23 protein-coding genes are annotated in these 17,875 nt (G+C 36.3%); 19 read left to right on the top strand and 4 right to left on the bottom strand.

Annotated elements, in window-relative coordinates:
* The 11 genes from sigF to DN389_RS15760 all read left to right on the top strand — a co-directional run bounded on the left by sigF (window position 1) and on the right by DN389_RS15760 (window position 8,457).
* Window positions 1-759: an RNA polymerase sporulation sigma factor SigF gene (sigF, locus tag DN389_RS15810; RefSeq protein WP_000350733.1), complete on the top strand. Its 759-nt coding sequence runs from the start codon at window positions 1-3 to the stop codon at window positions 757-759.
* Between the two features lie 136 nt (window positions 760-895).
* On the top strand, window positions 896-2,422 hold the full coding sequence (locus DN389_RS15805) for a sodium-dependent transporter (protein ID WP_000450073.1): 1,527 nt from the start codon (window positions 896-898) through the stop codon (window positions 2,420-2,422).
* Window positions 2,422-2,520: a methionine/alanine import family NSS transporter small subunit gene (locus DN389_RS15800; RefSeq protein WP_000016829.1), complete on the top strand. Its 99-nt coding sequence runs from the start codon at window positions 2,422-2,424 to the stop codon at window positions 2,518-2,520. Before DN389_RS15805 ends, DN389_RS15800 begins: the two co-directional genes overlap by 1 nt.
* A gap of 116 nt (window positions 2,521-2,636) precedes the next feature.
* On the top strand, window positions 2,637-3,257 hold the full coding sequence (spoVAA, locus tag DN389_RS15795) for a stage V sporulation protein SpoVAA (RefSeq protein ID WP_046956412.1): 621 nt from the start codon (window positions 2,637-2,639) through the stop codon (window positions 3,255-3,257).
* Entirely contained in the window at window positions 3,250-3,666 is a 417-nt protein-coding gene (gene spoVAB, locus DN389_RS15790) for a stage V sporulation protein SpoVAB (RefSeq protein ID WP_000572948.1), read from the top strand. Before spoVAA ends, spoVAB begins: the two co-directional genes overlap by 8 nt.
* 14 nt (window positions 3,667-3,680) lie before the next feature.
* The gene (gene spoVAC / locus DN389_RS15785) at window positions 3,681-4,139 is read left to right on the top strand and encodes a stage V sporulation protein AC (protein WP_000147730.1); all 459 of its coding nucleotides are present in this window, start codon (window positions 3,681-3,683) and stop codon (window positions 4,137-4,139) included.
* Between the two features lie 13 nt (window positions 4,140-4,152).
* Window positions 4,153-5,169, top strand: coding sequence for a stage V sporulation protein AD (spoVAD, locus tag DN389_RS15780; RefSeq protein WP_098189958.1), 1,017 nt, complete (start codon window positions 4,153-4,155; stop codon window positions 5,167-5,169).
* A 3-nt stretch (window positions 5,170-5,172) separates the two neighbouring features.
* Window positions 5,173-5,523 carry a stage V sporulation protein AE gene (gene spoVAE, locus DN389_RS15775; RefSeq protein ID WP_000345909.1) on the top strand — a complete coding sequence of 117 codons (351 nt, stop codon included), beginning with the start codon at window positions 5,173-5,175 and terminating at the stop codon, window positions 5,521-5,523.
* A gap of 5 nt (window positions 5,524-5,528) precedes the next feature.
* Window positions 5,529-6,098 carry a stage V sporulation protein SpoVABEA gene (gene spoVAEA, locus DN389_RS15770; RefSeq protein ID WP_001254417.1) on the top strand — a complete coding sequence of 190 codons (570 nt, stop codon included), beginning with the start codon at window positions 5,529-5,531 and terminating at the stop codon, window positions 6,096-6,098.
* Window positions 6,085-7,557, top strand: coding sequence for a spore germination protein SpoVAF (gene spoVAF / locus DN389_RS15765; protein WP_046956415.1), 1,473 nt, complete (start codon window positions 6,085-6,087; stop codon window positions 7,555-7,557). The genes spoVAEA and spoVAF overlap by 14 nt, the downstream gene beginning before the upstream one ends.
* A 96-nt stretch (window positions 7,558-7,653) precedes the next feature.
* Window positions 7,654-8,457, top strand: coding sequence for a Cof-type HAD-IIB family hydrolase (locus tag DN389_RS15760; RefSeq protein ID WP_002096335.1), 804 nt, complete (start codon window positions 7,654-7,656; stop codon window positions 8,455-8,457).
* A 31-nt stretch (window positions 8,458-8,488) separates the two neighbouring features.
* Here DN389_RS15760 and DN389_RS15755 read toward each other — a convergent pair whose 3' ends face one another.
* A complete protein-coding gene (locus DN389_RS15755; RefSeq protein ID WP_149237359.1) occupies window positions 8,489-9,355 on the bottom strand; it encodes a DUF1002 domain-containing protein in 867 nt (288 codons plus the stop codon).
* Window positions 9,356-9,542: 187 nt separating this feature from the next.
* Here DN389_RS15755 and DN389_RS15750 point away from each other — a divergent pair, with 187 nt between their 5' ends.
* Window positions 9,543-9,980: a peptidylprolyl isomerase gene (locus DN389_RS15750; RefSeq protein WP_000853789.1), complete on the top strand. Its 438-nt coding sequence runs from the start codon at window positions 9,543-9,545 to the stop codon at window positions 9,978-9,980.
* Window positions 9,981-10,448: 468 nt separating this feature from the next.
* A complete protein-coding gene (gene ribT / locus DN389_RS15740) occupies window positions 10,449-10,817 on the top strand; it encodes a GNAT family N-acetyltransferase RibT (RefSeq protein ID WP_000908397.1) in 369 nt (122 codons plus the stop codon).
* Between the two features lie 20 nt (window positions 10,818-10,837).
* On the opposite strand, the gene DN389_RS15735 is transcribed toward ribT, so the two are convergent.
* Both DN389_RS15735 and DN389_RS15730 read right to left on the bottom strand, forming a co-directional pair.
* Window positions 10,838-11,356, bottom strand: a complete 519-nt coding sequence (locus DN389_RS15735) for a DUF309 domain-containing protein (protein ID WP_149237358.1) — start codon at window positions 11,354-11,356, stop codon at window positions 10,838-10,840.
* Window positions 11,357-11,453: 97 nt separating this feature from the next.
* A complete protein-coding gene (locus DN389_RS15730; RefSeq protein WP_000510194.1) occupies window positions 11,454-11,549 on the bottom strand; it encodes a YjcZ family sporulation protein in 96 nt (31 codons plus the stop codon).
* Window positions 11,550-11,718: 169 nt separating this feature from the next.
* On the opposite strand from DN389_RS15730, the gene scpA reads away from it, so the two are divergent.
* The 6 genes from scpA to phnF all read left to right on the top strand — a co-directional run bounded on the left by scpA (window position 11,719) and on the right by phnF (window position 16,978).
* Window positions 11,719-12,462, top strand: coding sequence for a segregation/condensation protein A (gene scpA / locus DN389_RS15725; RefSeq protein WP_001199757.1), 744 nt, complete (start codon window positions 11,719-11,721; stop codon window positions 12,460-12,462).
* A 158-nt stretch (window positions 12,463-12,620) separates the two neighbouring features.
* On the top strand, window positions 12,621-13,193 hold the full coding sequence (gene scpB, locus DN389_RS15715; RefSeq protein ID WP_149237357.1) for a segregation/condensation protein ScpB: 573 nt from the start codon (window positions 12,621-12,623) through the stop codon (window positions 13,191-13,193).
* 78 nt (window positions 13,194-13,271) lie between these two features.
* Entirely contained in the window at window positions 13,272-14,174 is a 903-nt protein-coding gene (locus tag DN389_RS15710) for a ComEC/Rec2 family competence protein (RefSeq protein WP_088608108.1), read from the top strand.
* A 207-nt stretch (window positions 14,175-14,381) separates the two neighbouring features.
* Window positions 14,382-15,524, top strand: coding sequence for an N-acetylglucosamine-6-phosphate deacetylase (nagA, locus tag DN389_RS15705; RefSeq protein WP_002107769.1), 1,143 nt, complete (start codon window positions 14,382-14,384; stop codon window positions 15,522-15,524).
* Between the two features lie 4 nt (window positions 15,525-15,528).
* Window positions 15,529-16,317: a glucosamine-6-phosphate deaminase gene (gene nagB / locus DN389_RS15700; protein ID WP_001024205.1), complete on the top strand. Its 789-nt coding sequence runs from the start codon at window positions 15,529-15,531 to the stop codon at window positions 16,315-16,317.
* Window positions 16,247-16,978 carry a phosphonate metabolism transcriptional regulator PhnF gene (gene phnF / locus DN389_RS15695; protein ID WP_002194085.1) on the top strand — a complete coding sequence of 244 codons (732 nt, stop codon included), beginning with the start codon at window positions 16,247-16,249 and terminating at the stop codon, window positions 16,976-16,978. The genes nagB and phnF overlap by 71 nt, the downstream gene beginning before the upstream one ends.
* Window positions 16,979-17,048: 70 nt before the next feature.
* Here phnF and DN389_RS15690 read toward each other — a convergent pair whose 3' ends face one another.
* Complete coding sequence (locus DN389_RS15690; RefSeq protein ID WP_088608107.1) at window positions 17,049-17,855, bottom strand: Cof-type HAD-IIB family hydrolase; 807 nt, start codon at window positions 17,853-17,855, stop codon at window positions 17,049-17,051.
* Window positions 17,856-17,875 lie beyond the last annotated feature (20 nt).

The raw sequence follows: 17,875 nt of genomic DNA, 5'->3' as shown, positions 1-17,875 counted from the left end.
ATGGACATAGAGGTCAAAAATGAGAAGAAGAAACCTCAGTTAAAGGACCACGAGCTAAAAGCGTTAATTCAACAAAGTCAAGATGGAGATCAACAAGCGAGAGATACAATCGTTCAAAGTAATATGCGTCTCGTATGGTCGGTTGTGCAGCGTTTTCTTAATCGAGGATACGAACCAGACGATTTATTTCAAATTGGATGTATTGGGCTCTTAAAATCGGTAGATAAATTTGATTTATCTTTCGACGTGAAATTTTCAACATATGCAGTTCCAATGATTATTGGAGAAATACAACGATTTTTACGTGATGATGGATCAGTGAAAGTAAGTAGATCTTTAAAAGAAACAGGAAATAAAATTCGAAAGATGAGAGACGAGCTTTCGAAAGAATTCGGAAGGGCACCAACGATTAACGAAGTAGCCGAAGCGTTAGAACTAACGCCAGAAGAAGTGGTTCTGGCGCAAGAAGCGAGTCGTGCTCCTTCATCCATACATGAAACGGTGTATGAAAACGATGGAGATCCAATCACTATTTTAGATCAAATTGCCGATCAATCTGAAACGAAATGGTTCGATAAAATTGCTTTAAAAGAAGCAATTAGAGAATTAGATGATCGAGAACGTTTAATTGTGTATTTACGCTACTATAAAGATCAAACCCAATCGGAAGTAGCGGAACGAATAGGCATTTCGCAAGTACAAGTTTCAAGACTTGAAAAGAAAATATTAAAACAGATGAAAGATCGAATAGATGAATAGCTATCTATTCGATTTTTTTTATGACTTTAATTAGGAGGGATTGTAAACTTTCATAAAAATTAACAGAATTTATTGATAATTTAGTAAATTTAAAATATAATCCAAGTATGAACTTGTCACAAAGGGGGAAGGAAATATGGAAACGAGGCAACAATGGGGAACGAGAGCTGGATTTATTTTCGCAGCGGTTGGTTCTGCCGTTGGATTAGGAAACATATGGCGTTTTCCTTATACAGCGTATGAAAATGGGGGAGGCGCCTTCTTTTTACCGTACTTATTCGCATTATTAACGACTGGTATTTCATTATTGGCGTTTGAATTTGCTCTTGGGCATCGTCACCGTGGCTCAGCGCCACTTACGTTCTTCCGTATTCATCCTCGTGCTGAATTTATCGGATGGTGGCAAATGTGTGTAACATTTATCGTTTCAACATATTATGCAGTAATTATTGCTTGGTCTATTTCGTATACGTACTTTGCAATTACTGGAGCATGGGGGAAGGACACACAATCATTTTTATTTAAAGAGTATTTGCATGTTGCAGATAAGCCTGGACAGTTTGGGGGGCTTGTGCCGGAAGTATTAATTCCATTAGCTCTCGTTTGGATTATCGTGCTCGGTGTAGCATTTAAAGGTGTTAAAAAAGGAATCGAAGTTGTTAACCGTATTTTCATTCCTTTATTAGTTGTTATGTTCCTTATTATCGTAGTTCGTGCAGTGACGATGGAAGGTGCGATGCAAGGATTAGATGCATTCTTTAAACCAGATTGGAGTCGTATTTTTGATGGAAAGGTATGGCTTGCTGCTTACGGTCAAATTTTCTTTAGCTTATCTTTAGCATTTGGAATTATGATTACGTATTCTAGTTATTTACCGAAAAACTCAGATACAACAAATAATGCTTTTATTACTGGCTTTGCAAACTCAGGATTTGAATTATTAGCTGGGATTGGAGTCTTTGCAGCTCTTGGATTTATGGCAAACAATATGGGAGTACCAGTTGATAAAGTAGCAAGTGCTGGTGTAGGACTTGCATTCGTAGTATTCCCGCAAATTATTAATGAATTACCGATGTCACCGTTATTTGGCGTATTATTTTTCTTATCATTAACGGTTGCTGGAATTACATCCCTCATTTCGCTTGCGGAAGTATGTTTTGCTGCCGTATCTGAAAAGTTCAGCTTAAGCCGCCAAAAAACAATTGGAATTATGGGAACGCTTCTCGTACTAGTTTCTCTTGTTTTTGCAACACGTGGCGGGCTTATGTTCTTAGATGTTGTTGATTATTTCGCTAATAACTTCGGATTAATTTCAATTGCATTAGTGGAAGTAGTTACGATAGGGCTCATTCTACGCCGTTTACCAGTTTATCAAAATCACGCAAACTTCGTATCTGATATTAAGTTAGGGACGTTTTGGAGAGTAAGTTTACTCGTTATTACCCCGCTTATGTTAGGATACATGTTAATTGATGGTACAATCCAAAATATTAAAAAGAACTACGGAGATTATCCAACGGAGTTTGTCGTAACATATGGTTGGTCAATTGCAGCAGCGTTCCTTATCGTTGCACTAATCATTAGTATAAAGAAATGGAATGCACAAATACATTCAGATTCTGTTAAGCTTGAAAAAGAATGGAAAGATCGGGGTGTTTCATAATGAGCGGATCAGCGATTATGATGATGGTTATTGGTATGGTAGTAATTTGGGGAGGACTCGCATTAAGTATTGCAAATTTATTTAAGAAAAAGGCATAAACTAAAAAACATCTGTACCGAAACGGTACAGATGTTTTTTTATGAAAAAATTGTATTAGAAAAAAATTCAATAACCATACTACAACTACGAGGAAGAGTGAAGAGGTGAATGGAAATTGGAACAAACAATTTATATTAAAATGCGTAATCGATTAAAAGTTTCTCCTACGTATGAAGTGAAACTACGTGATGTCGCTCAACTTGCCGGAGATACTGTGGTAGTTGAGTTGTTACAGGATGAGGTAGTTTACAAAATAACAGCGCATGATAAGACGCATGTTGTAATTGATGTTATGAAAATTATTGAGATTATTAGGCGAAAAGCGGCTCATATACAAATTAATTTACTCGGTTCTGGACAAACTCTTGTTGAAATTATATATGAAAAAAAGAAAGTACATCCGATTTTCTTCGGACTTGTATGGTTGTTACTTTTTATTGGAGCGGCTCTTGCGATCATTTATTTCCATGAAGATGTAAGCATGCAACAAGTGCACCAGCGGTTATATTACATGATTACGGGAGAATTTAAGGCACAACCACTTCTATTTCAAATTCCTTATTCAGTAGGTCTTGGGTTAGGTATGGTCTTATTTTTTAATCATGTATTTCAAAAGCGAATTAATGAAGAGCCGAGTCCGTTAGAAGTGGAGATGTTCCAATACCAGCAGTCACTTGACCAATATGTAATTGTTCATGAAAACAAGGACAATATGAAACAACTTGCCGATGATTGAGTCTGGGCTTGTTATTTTAATTGGTTTAGCGGGAGGAATTGCAGTAGGTAGCGGGTATGTCGCATTTTTAGCTGTACTTGGTATAATCCCCCGTCTAGCTCAATTAACGAGAAGTGGAAAGCACATTCAATATTTTGAGTGGGCAGTTATTGCAGGTACGTTAACAGGAGCTTGGTGTAGTTTGAAAAACATTACATTTCAAACGTCGCAATATTGGCTTGTTATATTAGGAATATTTTGTGGCACATTCATTGGAATGCTTGCAGCCGCATTAACAGAAGTGTTAAATGTTTTACCTATTTTAGCGAAACGAGTAGGGGTAGAAGGGAAAATCGTTGTTTTACTCGTTGCTCTTGTACTTGGCAAAGTAATAGGCTCATTGTTTCACTGGATTTATTTCGTAAAGTAGGAGGCAATATATAAATGACAGGGCGAAAACTAAAGGATGATTACATAAATAAAGTGAAGGAGTACCATCCAAAACCAAACTATTTTCTAAATTGTGTCAAGGCATTTCTTGTAGGTGGATTCATTTGTACTGTCGGAGAAGTATTGATGAAATTTTATATACATTATTTTCATTTCAGTGAACAAGAGGCAGGAAATCCGACAGTTGCAACGCTTGTATTATTATCGGCGATTTTAACAGGTTGTGGTGTATATGATAAAATCGGTCAATTTGCTGGAGCGGGATCGGCCGTACCTGTTACGGGATTTGCGAATTCTATGGCGAGCGCTGCGCTAGAACATAAGAGTGAAGGAATTGTGCTTGGGGTTGCTACAAATATGTTTAAGCTAGCGGGAAGTGTTATCGTTTTTGGGGTCGTTGGTGCATACGTTATTGGATTAATAAGATATACTTTTAACATTTTTATGTCTTAAAGGAGGGGCTAGTATGAGATTGACCGGAAAACAAACGTGGGTATTTCAAAATGATATTTATGTGAGTGCAACCGGTACTGCTGTCGGTCCAAAAGAAGCTGAGGGCCCTCTTGGGAAGGATTTTGATATTTCATATGATGATTTACATTGCGGAGAGGAAAACTGGGAACTTGCTGAACGAAGGTTAATGTCAGATTCAATTCAACAAGTCTTGCAAAAAGGAAATGTAAAAACATCACAAATTGATTTCTTTTTAGCGGGTGATTTATTAAATCAAACAGTGACAGCAAATTATGTTGCGCGTAGGTGGGGGATTCCCTTTTTAGGGATGTTTAGCGCTTGTGCAACCTCGATGGAGACTTTAGCGGTTGGATCAGCCTTTATAGATGGTGGATTCGCAAATCGTGTTTTAGCGACGGTAAGTAGTCATAATGCAACGGCTGAAAGACAGTTCCGTTATCCAACAGAGTATGGGGGACAAAAACCAGGAACAGCAAATTCCACTGTTACAGGTGCGGGATCCATATTAATTAGTAAAGAAAAAAGTGCTATTAAAATTACGGCAGCTACGATTGGAAAAGTGCAAGATTTAGGGATTGCGAATCCTTTAGATATGGGGTCGGCGATGGCACCTGCTGCTGCTCATACAATTCAACAACACTTTGAAGATTTGAAGAGAAGTGCAGCAGATTATGATTTGATTGTTACTGGTGATTTATCAGCTATTGGGACACCAATCGCAAAACAACTGTTACTGGAAGAAGGTTATGATCTTAGGCATATATATAATGATTGCGGATTAATGATTTATGATTCCGGTCAAGAAGAAGTATTTGCCGGTGGTAGTGGTTGTGCTTGTTCAGCTGTTGTCACATATGGTCATTTATTAAGCGAGATGCAAAAAGGGAATTTACAACGAATTTTTGTCGTTGCTACTGGCGCGTTATTAAGTCCGATGATGATGCAGCAGAAAGAAACCATTCCAACAATTGCACATGGTGTCGTATTTGAGAGAGTGAAGGGAGAGTGAATTGTGGATTTTATATATGCATTTCTTGTAGGAGGCGCCATTTGTGTAATTGGACAGGTATTGTTAGATTTCGCAAAGTTAACACCAGCCCACTTAATGGCTACCTTTGTAGTTATAGGAGCAGTTTTAGATGGATTCGGATTGTACGATAAGCTTATAAAGTTTGCTGGTGCTGGTGCGACAGTTCCTATTACAAGTTTTGGACATTCGCTATTACATGGGGCAATGCATGCGGCAGAAAAACACGGATATATTGGGATTGGTATGGGTATGTTTAGTTTAACGTCTGCAGGCATTTCTGCAGCGATATTATTTTCATTTTTTGTAGCACTTATATGTAAACCGAAAGGATAAATCAAATGAGACGAAGGGTTGTTTTGGTCACAGATGGAGATGAATATGCAAAGCGGACAATTGAGCTTTTAACGAAGGAATTTGGGGGAAGGTGTATTTCAGCATCACAAAGTAATCCAACCAAATTGACAGGGAAGAAAGTTGTTGAGCTTATTATGCAAACGCCATATGACCCTGTATTTGTCATGTTTGATGACAGTGGATTTATTGGAGAAGGATCTGGTGAAAAGGCTTTAAAATATGTAGCCACACATAAACAAATTGATGTACTGGGGATTTTGGCAGTAGCGTCTAATACACATCATTGGGAATGGGCACGTGTAGATGTCAGTGTAGATCGGAACGGGAATTTAACGGAATACGGTGTTGATAAATTTGGACTTCCAGATGGTGAAATTGGCAGAATTAGCGGAGATACAATTTATTGTTTAGATGATTTGAATGTTCCTGTCATTGTGGGAGTTGGTGATATTGGTAAGATGTGTGGAAACGATGAATGGGAGAGAGGATCACCTATTACTAGAAAAGCGATTCAATTAATTTTGGAAAGGAGTGGTTTTTATGACGAAACCTAAAAAAGTGGAAATCCCTATTTCATCTTTCATAAGTGATAATGAAAATTACTTAAAGCAAACAGCTGGACTGGGTGTTACATACGATGTTGGCATTCGTAAATTTCAAATTTTAAATAAAGAAATTGGTGTGTTATTTGTAAACGGACTTTGTGATACAAATTATATTATCCCTATTTTAGAAGAAGCGGTGGATACAAATGAGATAAGGGATGTAGAAGAAGATACAGTGAAGCTTTTAGAGAATCGTTTAATCCATCAACAAGTAAGCAAAGTGAAAACGATGGATGAGGTAATGCTTCAAGTATTATCAGGACTCATCGTTATATTTGTGGAAGGTGAAACGGAAGCGTTCGCAATAGATGTTCGTAGTTATCCGGGCCGGACGCCGACAGAACCAGATACAGAAAAGGTAGTACGTGGTGCAAGGGATGGATTTGTTGAAAATATCGTTGTAAATACAGCGTTAATTCGTAGAAGGATACGTGACCCACGTCTTCGAAATGAAATGATTCGAGTAGGAGATAGATCCCAAACGGATATTTGTATTACATATGTTCAAGATGTTGCAAATCCAGATTTAGTAAAGATTATAAAACAAGAATTAAATAACATTGATGTCGATGGAATTACGATGGCGGATAAAACAGTGGAAGAATTTGTTGTAAAGCAAAGCTATAATCCATTCCCGCTTATTCGATATACAGAAAGACCGGATGTAGCGGCGAATCATTTATTAGAAGGACATGTGTTAGTACTAGTTGATACATCACCGAGTGCTATGATTACTCCAACAACATATTTCCACCATTTACAGCATGCGGAAGAGTTTAGACAAAATCCAGCTGTCGGTACATTTTTACGTTGGGTACGCTTTTTAGGTGTCTTATTCTCCTTATTTTTACTACCATTTTGGTTAGTGTTTGTATTTGATCCAACTCTTTTACCAGAAAACCTTGCTTTCATTGGACCGACTAAGATGACACATTTACCAATTCTATTACAGGTGTTGATGGCCGAAATCGGACTTGAGTTTTTAAGGATGGCAGCCATTCATACGCCAACGCCGTTATCTTCTGCAGCAGGGTTAATTTCCGCTATATTAATTGGTCAAATAGCAATCGATGTAGGTTTGTTTGTACCAGAAGTTATTTTGTATGTAGCAGTTTCTATGATCGGTGCATATGCAACACCGAGTTATGAATTAGGATTAGGAAATAAAGTTGGAAAATTGTTTGTTATTATTTTAACAGGTCTCTTCCATGAGATGGGATTTGTAATTGGTATGACGATATTGATTTTATTTTTAACGTCTATAAAAAGTTTACAAACACCTTATTTATGGCCGTTTTTACCATTTGATTGGGGTGCATTAACAAAAATTCTACTTCGCCCGACGATGTCTAGTTTAAAAGTACGACCAAGTATTGTAAGACCTCAAAATGTAAAAAGACAAAAATAAACGGGATTATACACCCGTTTATTTTTTTAGCAAAAATTTATTGTTCTTTAACAAAAATCAAACATTTTTTGTGTACACTTAGAGTAGATATTGTGTATGGAAGGGGAAGAGGACATGATTAAATTATTTGTAAGTGATTTAGATGATACGCTCGTTTACAATGTGAATCATATGCAAAAAGAAGATGAACGTGCACTTTGTTGGTTAGCTGAAAAAGGGACAAATATTTGTTTTGCCTCTGGCCGCTTTACTCATCGAATTGATGAAGTCGTAAATAGGTTTGCATTCCCGTATTACACAACTAGTTTAAATGGAGCAACGATGTTACTGCCGGATGGGAAAATATTTCATGAATCAAGTTTTGAAGATGGGATTGCCCAGGAAATATATCGATATATCCATAAAAAGGGACTAGCAGATATTGTTTGTGCAAATGAGCAACGGTATACAAAAAGAAAGAATGAACATCATCATACTTTTGAAACGTATATGGGCGTGCATATTGCTGAGATAGAAGCATTAGAAGAGGAATTTGGTAAGACTGTACATCCTGCGAAATTGTTTGTTTTTGGGGAAGAAGAGACAATTGCAGCATTAGATCAAGAGTTACGAGATACATTTCAGAGCGAAGCGGAAGTTTTTATGTCTGGTAAACGCTATGTTGACATTATGCCAAGGGGAGTAAGTAAAGGGAGTGCTTTAAGGCGACTAATGGAACATTTGCAAATTGAAGCAAATGAAGTTGCATGCATTGGAGATTCTTTCAATGATATTTCTATGTTTGAAGTAACTCCGCATTCATTTACTCTACATCATGCTCATCCATATGTGAAGGAGAAGGCAAATCATATTGTTCGTTCGGTCGAAGAAGCTGTTATGAAATTGCCATTACTTGTATAAAAAAAGAAGCTCGTCAGTGACGAGCTTCTTTTTACTTGAATAACGATTTAACAAAATCAATGATACTTGAGAAGAAATCTTTAACTTTATCTAGGAAACCTTGCCCTTCTTCAGATCCTAAAAAGGCAGAAACGTGTTCTTTTGCTTTATTTAACTGACTGCCAACTTGATTCCAATCGATATTAAGATTTTTCATTTTATCAAATAGCGCAACTAAGTTATCTAACTGTTCATCCGTTAATGTAATACCAAGTTGATCCGCAATTTTTTTAATTAATGAACGTAAATCTTCAGTCGTTTTTGGCTGTTCTTTGGCAATTTCTTCTTTAATTTTTGCAACAAGTTGAACTGCTTTTTCTTCACCAATTTTATCGCCGAGCTGGGCTGTTTGTACCATTTCTTCATTGGCTACTTTTTTTACTTCCTCAGGAATTACTTTGTTCGATGTTGTTTCATAGGCTTTCATTAAACCGGTTAAAGCAGCAGTTCCTGAAACTTTAAATGGTGCAGTAATTTGAATTTCTGCATCTTTCACACCTGCTGTAATAAGTGCGTTTGTGTACATTGCATCTGTTATCGAATTAATGTTTTTTGAACGTACAATGAGACCAGATCCTGGCTTTGTGTATGTAATCATAGAAGAGGAAATTGCTCTCGTACCAATTTGCGCTTTTGGAACAATCCCTTCTAGAAATTTATGTTCTTCCGCATTAGACACAGTAATGATTGTAGCATCTTTTGGTGCTTTCATTTCTTTTAACAGATCTTGTTTTTGTTGTTCAGACAAGTTTTCTCCTAGTGTAACAATTGATTCTCCTTCGATGATGTCTGCAAACGAAGCTGTTGGCATCATAAATACCGTTACAGCCAATAGCAGAGCTAGTAATTTCGTTTTCACGAAAAATCGCTCCCTTTCTCTTTCTAAAATTTTCGGGCAACACAGTTATTATAGTATATATTTCTTATTTGTCACCTAGCTTTTTCCACATTTCGAAAAAGAAGTATCTAGATTGTCGGATTCTTTTTGTTTCTAGTCATGAATGTGGTAATATAGTGCTGAGATAGTTGAAAGGAGACATATACGTATGAAAACTTTAGGATACATATTAATGGAAAATGGTGAAAAAATCGAGTTAGAATTTTTCCCAGAAGAGGCACCAAAAACAGTAGAAAACTTTAAAAAACTAGCAGAGCAAGGATTTTATGATGGTGTGACATTCCACCGCGTTATTCCTGGCTTCGTAAGCCAAGGTGGAGATCCAACAGGAACAGGTGCAGGTGGCCCAGGTTACTCTATCCCATGTGAAACTGATGGAAATCCTCATAGACACCTTGTAGGTTCACTTTCTATGGCTCATGCTGGCCGTAATACAGGCGGTAGCCAATTCTTTGTTGTTCATGAGCCACAACCGCATTTAGATGGTGTACATACTGTATTCGGTAAAGCAACAAGCGGTATTGAAACAGTATTAAACATGCGTCAAGGCGATGTAATGAAAGAAGTTAAAGTTTGGGAAGAATAAGTTAATGGGAAAAGAGAGCTATGGCTCTCTTTTTTGTTTTTTAATAGGAACGGGTATTTCGTTTGCAGTACATGATACAAGTAGTACTGTTATTGTAGCGAAAATATGGCGCTTATAAGAACAAAATTTTAACAAATTACATAGAATACATTAGATTTCATGTTTCAATAAATATTTTTATTACATTAATTTTGCTAGAATTCATTTGCTCTCAGGTGATGAATATTGGAGTGGTAATGAGCGGTGGATGTTTCTTTTTACTTTCATATAACAGCGTTTCTTTGTTAATCTACTTAGAAAAAATAGTACTGAAACATATATTTGACTTTCTTCTTTTCGCTTTGTATGATTATCAAGTTGTTTTAGGCCCTTCTCACTCTGTTGAAAATATTGTAAAATGAATGTGATATGAAAAGAGTGGTTGAGGGGATTAATAGTTTGTAACTTTTGTAAGAAGGGATAAGGGTTATGTTAATTCGTTTTAAAAAAAGTTATGAAAAGATTGCAATGGGGCTTCTTTCATTTATGCCAACTGAAAAAGATGTGAAAACATTACAATTGACTATGAAAGATTATGAAGCAAAGGATGATTGGCAATTGTATTTGTGGAAACAAAACGAAGATTTTGTTGGGATAATGGGGATTGTAAAAAAAGAGAATCAAGTGTTGGAAATTCAGCATTTGAGTGTGAACCCGTCTCATCGTCATATGGGTATTGGAACGAAGATGGTTCAAGAGTTAAAGAGTAAATTTCTTGAGTTTACAATTTGCGGAAATGAGCAAACAGCAAGTTTTTGCAAAAAGTGTAAAGGGCTAGAACAAAATATACATTCGTAAAAGCAGAGATAAGTGGTTTATTATCTCTGCTTTCTTTTTTGTAATTGTTCGTTTCGTTCAGCGATAACCTCTGTTCGATCACGTAATGTGTGCTTATGTATTATATATTCATTAGAAGTAGCATTCACGTCTTTCCAAGGAAGGTTTTGTTTCTGGCATAATTCCATGCAGTGCTTTTCTAATGCTGTATCCGATAACGGTAAAAATAACGGTGTAAAACTCTCTTCTTTCTGTATAGATTGCAATCTATCCCGGAGTAAGCATAGAAGTTGTGTCTGATTTATTCCTAAACGTAGTAAAGGTGCACTGTTTTTTTCTAAAATCGTTATGGCGCTTTTCATCATCTTTTCTGAGCCATTCCAGTTAGAGCGTCTTTGATGGTATAAAGAAACTGCAATTTGAATAAGACCGACTAAATAATTATCACGATTTCCTCTCGGTTTTGTTTTCCAATATTCTTCCAGTGTTTCGTGGCATTCAAAATAATCATAATCTCCGTGAAAATGAATTAAAAATTGTATGTATTCGGTAGGATACATTTTCTTCACCCCTGTTTAACGGTTATAAATACAAGTGTATCATAGAAATATAAACAATAAACGACTAGGGAATTGTCCCTAGTCGTTATTGTTCATATTAGCAGAAGCAAGCTGCCCCTACAATAATTAGTAAAATAAACAATACAACAAGTAATGCGAACCCACCGCTAAAACCGCAATCAACGTGACCCATAGTTTTTTGACCTCCTACATTGTTCTTACTACACTGTTATCATATGAAGCGGTGGGCATGATGATATAGGCATAGGTCTATTTTTAATTAAATTTCTTAAAAAGGTTGGATAGAACATGAGTATGCTCTATACTTATGTTGTTATAGAAAAAATGTGGTGGGATGCTTTGTGCAGTATAATTTTAAAGTAGAGGCTTTTGAAGGGCCTTTAGATTTATTGTTACATTTAATACATCGTTATGAAATTGACATATATAATATTCCTGTAGCGGAAATTACAGAGCAATATTTATCTTATGTTCATACGATGAAAGAACTACAATTAGATGTTGCAAGTGAGTATTTAGTAATGGCTGCGACTTTATTACAAATTAAAAGTAAAATGTTGTTGCCGAAACATGAAGAAGATGTACTTGATAACGGTGATGACTTTATAGATGATCCTCGTCAAGAATTGATGGAGAGGTTAATTGAATATAAGAAATATAAGCAAGTTGCTACTGAGCTAAAAGAAAGAGAACAAGAAAGAGCACAGCTATATACACGTCCGCCAATTGATTTTACATCGTTACAACAAGAAGAGGAGACAAACTTGCCTCTTGATGTTACGTTATATGATATGCTAGCGGCATTTCAAAAATTAATGCGCCGTAAAAAAGCAAAGAAACCTGTAACAACACGTATTACTCGTCAAGAAATACCAATTGAAAAGCGCATGATTGATATTTTAAAACAGTTAGAAATACAAGGTGGTCGTCAAAGTTTTTATGATTTGTTTGTTGATGATGAACGGGAAATAATGGTTGTAACATTTTTAGCGGTTCTTGAGCTTATGAAAAATCAACAAATCATAATTGAACAAGAACATAATTTTGATGAAATTTTCGTATCAAGCTCTACTAAATCTGCATAGATTTAGTATGGAAAATGGGATGGGAATAATATATCTCATGCTAGGTTTGAATGTATCGTTTGGAACAAGAGAAAAAATATTGAACCGAACGCATTGATTGTGATTCGGTTTTTTGATGTGTATTTTTATGGAGAAAATTGGAGGGAGGAGCTCGTAAAATGGATAGAAAAGAACAGAAATCAATCATTGAAGGGCTTTTATTTGTTTCTGGTGATGAAGGGATTTATCCAGAACAAATAGCGAAAGTGCTTGAAATTGAAGGAAATGAAGTAATCGATATTTTAGAAGAAATGCAAAAAGAATGTGAAGGTGCACACCGCGGTTTGCAAATTGTACAGTATGCAAAAGTGTATCGTTTTGCTACAAAGAAAGAACATGCTTCGTACTATCAAAAATTAATAGATATCCCAACAGCTGCTTCACTTTCTCAGGCTGCTTTAGAAACGTTAGCGATTGTGGCATATCGTCAACCTATTACAAGGACTGAAATGGAAGAGATTAGAGGGGTGAAAACCGATAAGGCGTTACAAACGTTAGTTTCACACTTACTTATAAAAGAAATGGGAAGAGCAGAAGGGCCAGGGCGTCCTATTTTATATGGAACAACGAAAGAATTTTTGGATACATTTGGATTGAAAACATTAGAAGATTTACCGGCACTTTCTGAAGAGAATGAACAAATGAATGAAGCAGATTTATTCTTTGGTTCTTTACAGGAGATATCGAAATAAAAGCTTAGCATTTTGCTAAGCTTTTTTTGTATATCAATTATATACCGTGCCATACTAATTGAAAAAAGGAGACGAGTTATGAGAAGTATGCGAGGTATTTTATTGTTAGTTTCTGTTTTGTTATGCCTTTCTTTAAATAGTGCATCGGCTAAAAGATATATGATGTCTATTCATACCGCGTCTCCTTTACATATGCAGCGGCAACATTTTGGTAAAATGAAAGTGAGTTTTTTAAAAGTTGGACAAGGTGATGCGACACTTATTACATTGCCAAATGGACAAACGATGTTAATTGACGGGGGACCTTATGAAGCCGGAGAGGTTATCATTCAAAAACTAATCGAAAAAGGGATTAACCATTTAGATGCTATCGTCAGTACGCATCCTGATATGGATCACATTGGAGGACTCATTCCGATTGTAGAACAAATGCCGGTATCACTTATATTAGATAGTGGAAAAACATATAGTTCTTTTACGTATCACACATACCGGAATCATATTAAAAAAAGAGGAATTCCTTTCGTTTCAGTAAAAGAGGGACAATACATACCGCTAGATCCGCATGTTTCCATACAAGTATTAAACAATGGGAAATCAAAAGATGAAAATAATGAATCTTCAATTGTGTTAAAGGTACGATACGGAAAAGCGGATTTTTTACTAATGGGTGATGCTGATGTGCGGACGGAAACTGAAATATTAAAGCAATTTGATGTACATGCAGATGTGTTAAAGGTGGGACATCATGGCTCCTATACTTCAACAAGTGAAATGTTTATAAAGAAAGTAGAACCACAGTTTGCGATTCTTTCATATGGAAGCAGAAATCCATATGGACATCCGCATCAAAGTGTAGTGAGACGCTTAAAACAGCATGGTATAATGATATATGGAACAAATAAACGTACAGTAGAAATGGAAACAGACGGCGAGCATATTACAATAGGCTCTAGTGGATTAATGCCATTACTTAAGTGAGTAATATGATAGGGGATATTCTCCCTTTTTGGAAAACTGAATAACATATATTATAATTGCAAGAGACGTACTAAGTTTCCTTTTTGTTAAACAAAGAGGAAATTTCATTCGAATGTCTAGACAACTACTCGTGCATATATTAAGATGGAATTAGGCGAATAAGGTAATAATAACAAGTAGGTATTTCATGGGAAAGGATCGATGAAAATGAAAACGCAAGTTGTCATCAATGCCAAAATTTATACAGGTCAAGAAGTAGTGGAAAACGGATTTATTCGTTACGCAGAAACAATTAAAGAAATTGGTTTGATGGCTCAATATGTATCACAAGAAAATGAAGCGGTTTTAGATGCAGCAGGGAAGATTGTGATTCCAGGTATGATTGATGTTCATATTCATGGTGGATACGATATTGATGCGATGGATGCAAATAGCGATGGATTAGTAACTCTAGGTAAAGAAATGTTAAAAGAAGGAGTTACAACTTACTTTCCAACAACAATGACACAAGCTCCAGAAGCAATCGAAGCGGCACTACATGCTGCGAAGGAAGCGAAAGAAAAAGGAGCACATTTCGAATATATTCACTTAGAAGGACCGTATGTTTCAAAAAAACGTGCAGGTGCACAACCACTTGAACATATTGTTCCTGCGAATATTGAACAATTTAAACAATGGCAGGAAGCAAGCGGGAATCTAATTAAATTAGTAACATATGCACCTGAAGAAGAAGGTGCGTTAGAGTTTGAGCAGTATCTTGCTGAAACTGGTGTTGTTGGCACAATGGGGCATACAGATGCAATTGATGCGCAACTAAAAAATAGAAACATTACACATGCAACGCATTTATACAATCAAATGCGTGGATTACATCACCGAGAACCAGGAGTTGTTGGTCATGTGTTATTAAATCCAGATGTAATGGTTGAAGTAATTACAGATGGTATTCATATTCACCCTGATATGGTGAAATTAGCATATAAATTAAAAGGACCGAAAAAAGTAAGTGTTATTACTGACGCAATGCGTGCAAAAGGTCTTGAAGATGGATTATATGAGCTTGGCGGACAGCCAGTACATGTAAAAGATGGTAGTGCTCGATTAGAAGATGGAACGTTAGCTGGTAGTATTCTAAAAATGGATCAAGCTTTCCGAAATGTAATTGAATTTACAGGTTGTTCAATCGAAGATGCAGTACTGATGACATCAGTTAACCAAGCAGAAGAGTTTGGATTAAATCATAAAGGTGCATTAGCGGTAGGAAAAGATGCAGACTTTGTTGTGATGAATGAAGATTTACATGTATATGATACGGTTCGTTTAGGAATTCATATGAAGGAAGGGAAGTAATTAAATGAATATTCTTGTTGTAAAAACTCCAGAAGAACTAGCAGAAGCAGGATATAAATTAATTGAAGAAGTTGTAAAAACAAAAGAAAATCCAACATTAGGAATGGCTACAGGAAGCTCTCCATTAGGTATTTATGCAGAAATGCGAAAAAATAAACTTGATACAAGCCGTGTAACCACTGTAAACTTAGATGAGTACGTAAATTTACCACATGAAGATAAAAACAGCTATCACTATTTCATGCAAGAACAGTTGTTTGATCATCTTCCATTTAAACAAACTTATGTACCAAACGGGATGGCAAGTGATTTAGAGGAAGAGTGCAAACGTTACGAGGGCATTCTAGCTGCTAACCCAGTTGACCTACAGATTCTTGGAATCGGTGAAAACGGTCACATCGGATTTAACGAACCAGGAACACTGTTTAATTCTCCAACAAACATTGTTGAATTAACAGAATCTACACGCCAAGCAAACCTTCGCTTCTTCGAAAAAGAAGAAGATGTGCCAACGCATGCGATTACAATGGGAATTGGAAGCATTATGAAAGCGAAACAAATTCTACTTGTTGCTATGGGTTCTAAAAAGGCAGAAGCTGTGAAAGAATTATTGCAAGGTGAATATAGCGAAGCGTGTCCTGCTACAGTTTTACAACGTCATCCGAATGTAACCGTAATCGCTGATCAAGAAGCTCTATCTTTATGCAGTGAGGCGATTGCTGATGAACATCGACAAGTATTCACCATTTCCGATCTATTATCAGATTCAAGAGTGGGTGAAACAGCTAATTGAGGACGGCGAATGGAAGCCGGGAGATAAAATCCCATCTGAGAATGAACTTTGCGATAAGTTCGAAGTGAGTCGTATGACAATCAGACAGGCGATTAATAATTTAGTGGAACAAGGTTATTTATATCGGAAACGTGGAATCGGTACGTTTGTCCAACTTCCGAAAGTGGAACAAAAATTGCAAGGAATGACGGGATTCACAGAAGATATGATTTCTCGTGGGATGAACCCAAGTAGTCAATTACTTAGTTTCCGCCTAGTTCCAGCTACTGCGAAAATAGCAGACCGGTTGAGAATACAGGAGGGAGAGTCGGTTTATGAAGTGAGGCGTATACGTTTAGCTGATGATGAACCGATTGCTTTTGAGACGACATATTTGTCGCCAGCTCTTGTAAAAGATATTAACGAAGAAATATTGCAACAATCTTTATATGAACATTTAGAGAAAAAACTGGGCTTTAAACTTGTTAGCGCTACTCAATCAATTGAAGCTTCAATTGCAACGGATAATGAAGCTGAACATCTGCATATTCCTAAAAAGGCGCCAGTGCTTGTAATGCGTCAATGGTCATATTCAGAAGGTGAAGTACCGTTAGAGTATGTGAAATGTATTTATCGTGGGGATCGTTATAAGTTTATTACAAACATCGCACGTAACAAATAATATATTTCAGTTCGTGAAGTACAGTTAATGTCAAATTGTTTAACATGTAAAGAAAAAATACGACTCATCCTTACAAGGAGTGAGTCGTATTTTTATTATGAGTAATTACGTGGTTAACAGCATCTTTAACTGTATTTACTACATAGTGAGCGTGTTCTTTTACTGCTTCATCTGCTTGAGACATAGCAAAACTGTGAGGAGTTAAAGAAAACATCGGGATATCATTATAAGAATCCCCTATGCAAGCAACTTCCTCTGGTTGTAGTTGAAACTCTTTTAATAAAACAGAAATAGCAGCCCCTTTACTAATATTAGGTGGCATTACATCTAAACATTGTTCTGCTGAAATGAATGTACTAACTTTTCCGTGGAATTTTTCATCAATTTTTTTCTGAAGGAGTTGTAAGCTTTCCTTTGTTCCACCGACAGAGATTTTATTTGGGAAAATTGTATCATCAATTTTCTGTAATAGATGCGGTTCTTCAACAGAAGTCATCGTTACTTGTTGTTCAAGCTCTTGAATGAACGGTGTTTTCTCTTCAATGTAATAATTATGCTCATCACTTACATAACGAAAATAAGGATCTTCATTTGTCATTGCTAACAGATCAGGTAGAATACTCGAATCGAATGTTGCGGATAATAGTTGCTTGTTTTCATGTGTGTACACGAAAACACCATTTACACTAATACGATGGAAATTTGTATTTACAGTTTTCATTAAGTCTGCAATTTCATTATCCAATCGGCCAGAAGCGAAACAAAGAATAACATTTTGCTCAGCAAGACTACGAAGTGCTTCAATATCTTGTTCGTCAATTAACCCTCCGTGTTGCATCATTGTACCATCGATATCACTTACAAACATTTTAATCATGTTGTTATCTCCTTTCTATG

It is taken from the genome of Bacillus sp. AY3-1 (assembly GCF_008368785.1).
GTDB lineage: Bacteria > Bacillota > Bacilli > Bacillales > Bacillaceae_G > Bacillus_A > Bacillus_A wiedmannii.
Note: the sequence above shows the minus strand (reverse complement) of the source record. Positions and strands in the feature narration are given on the sequence as shown.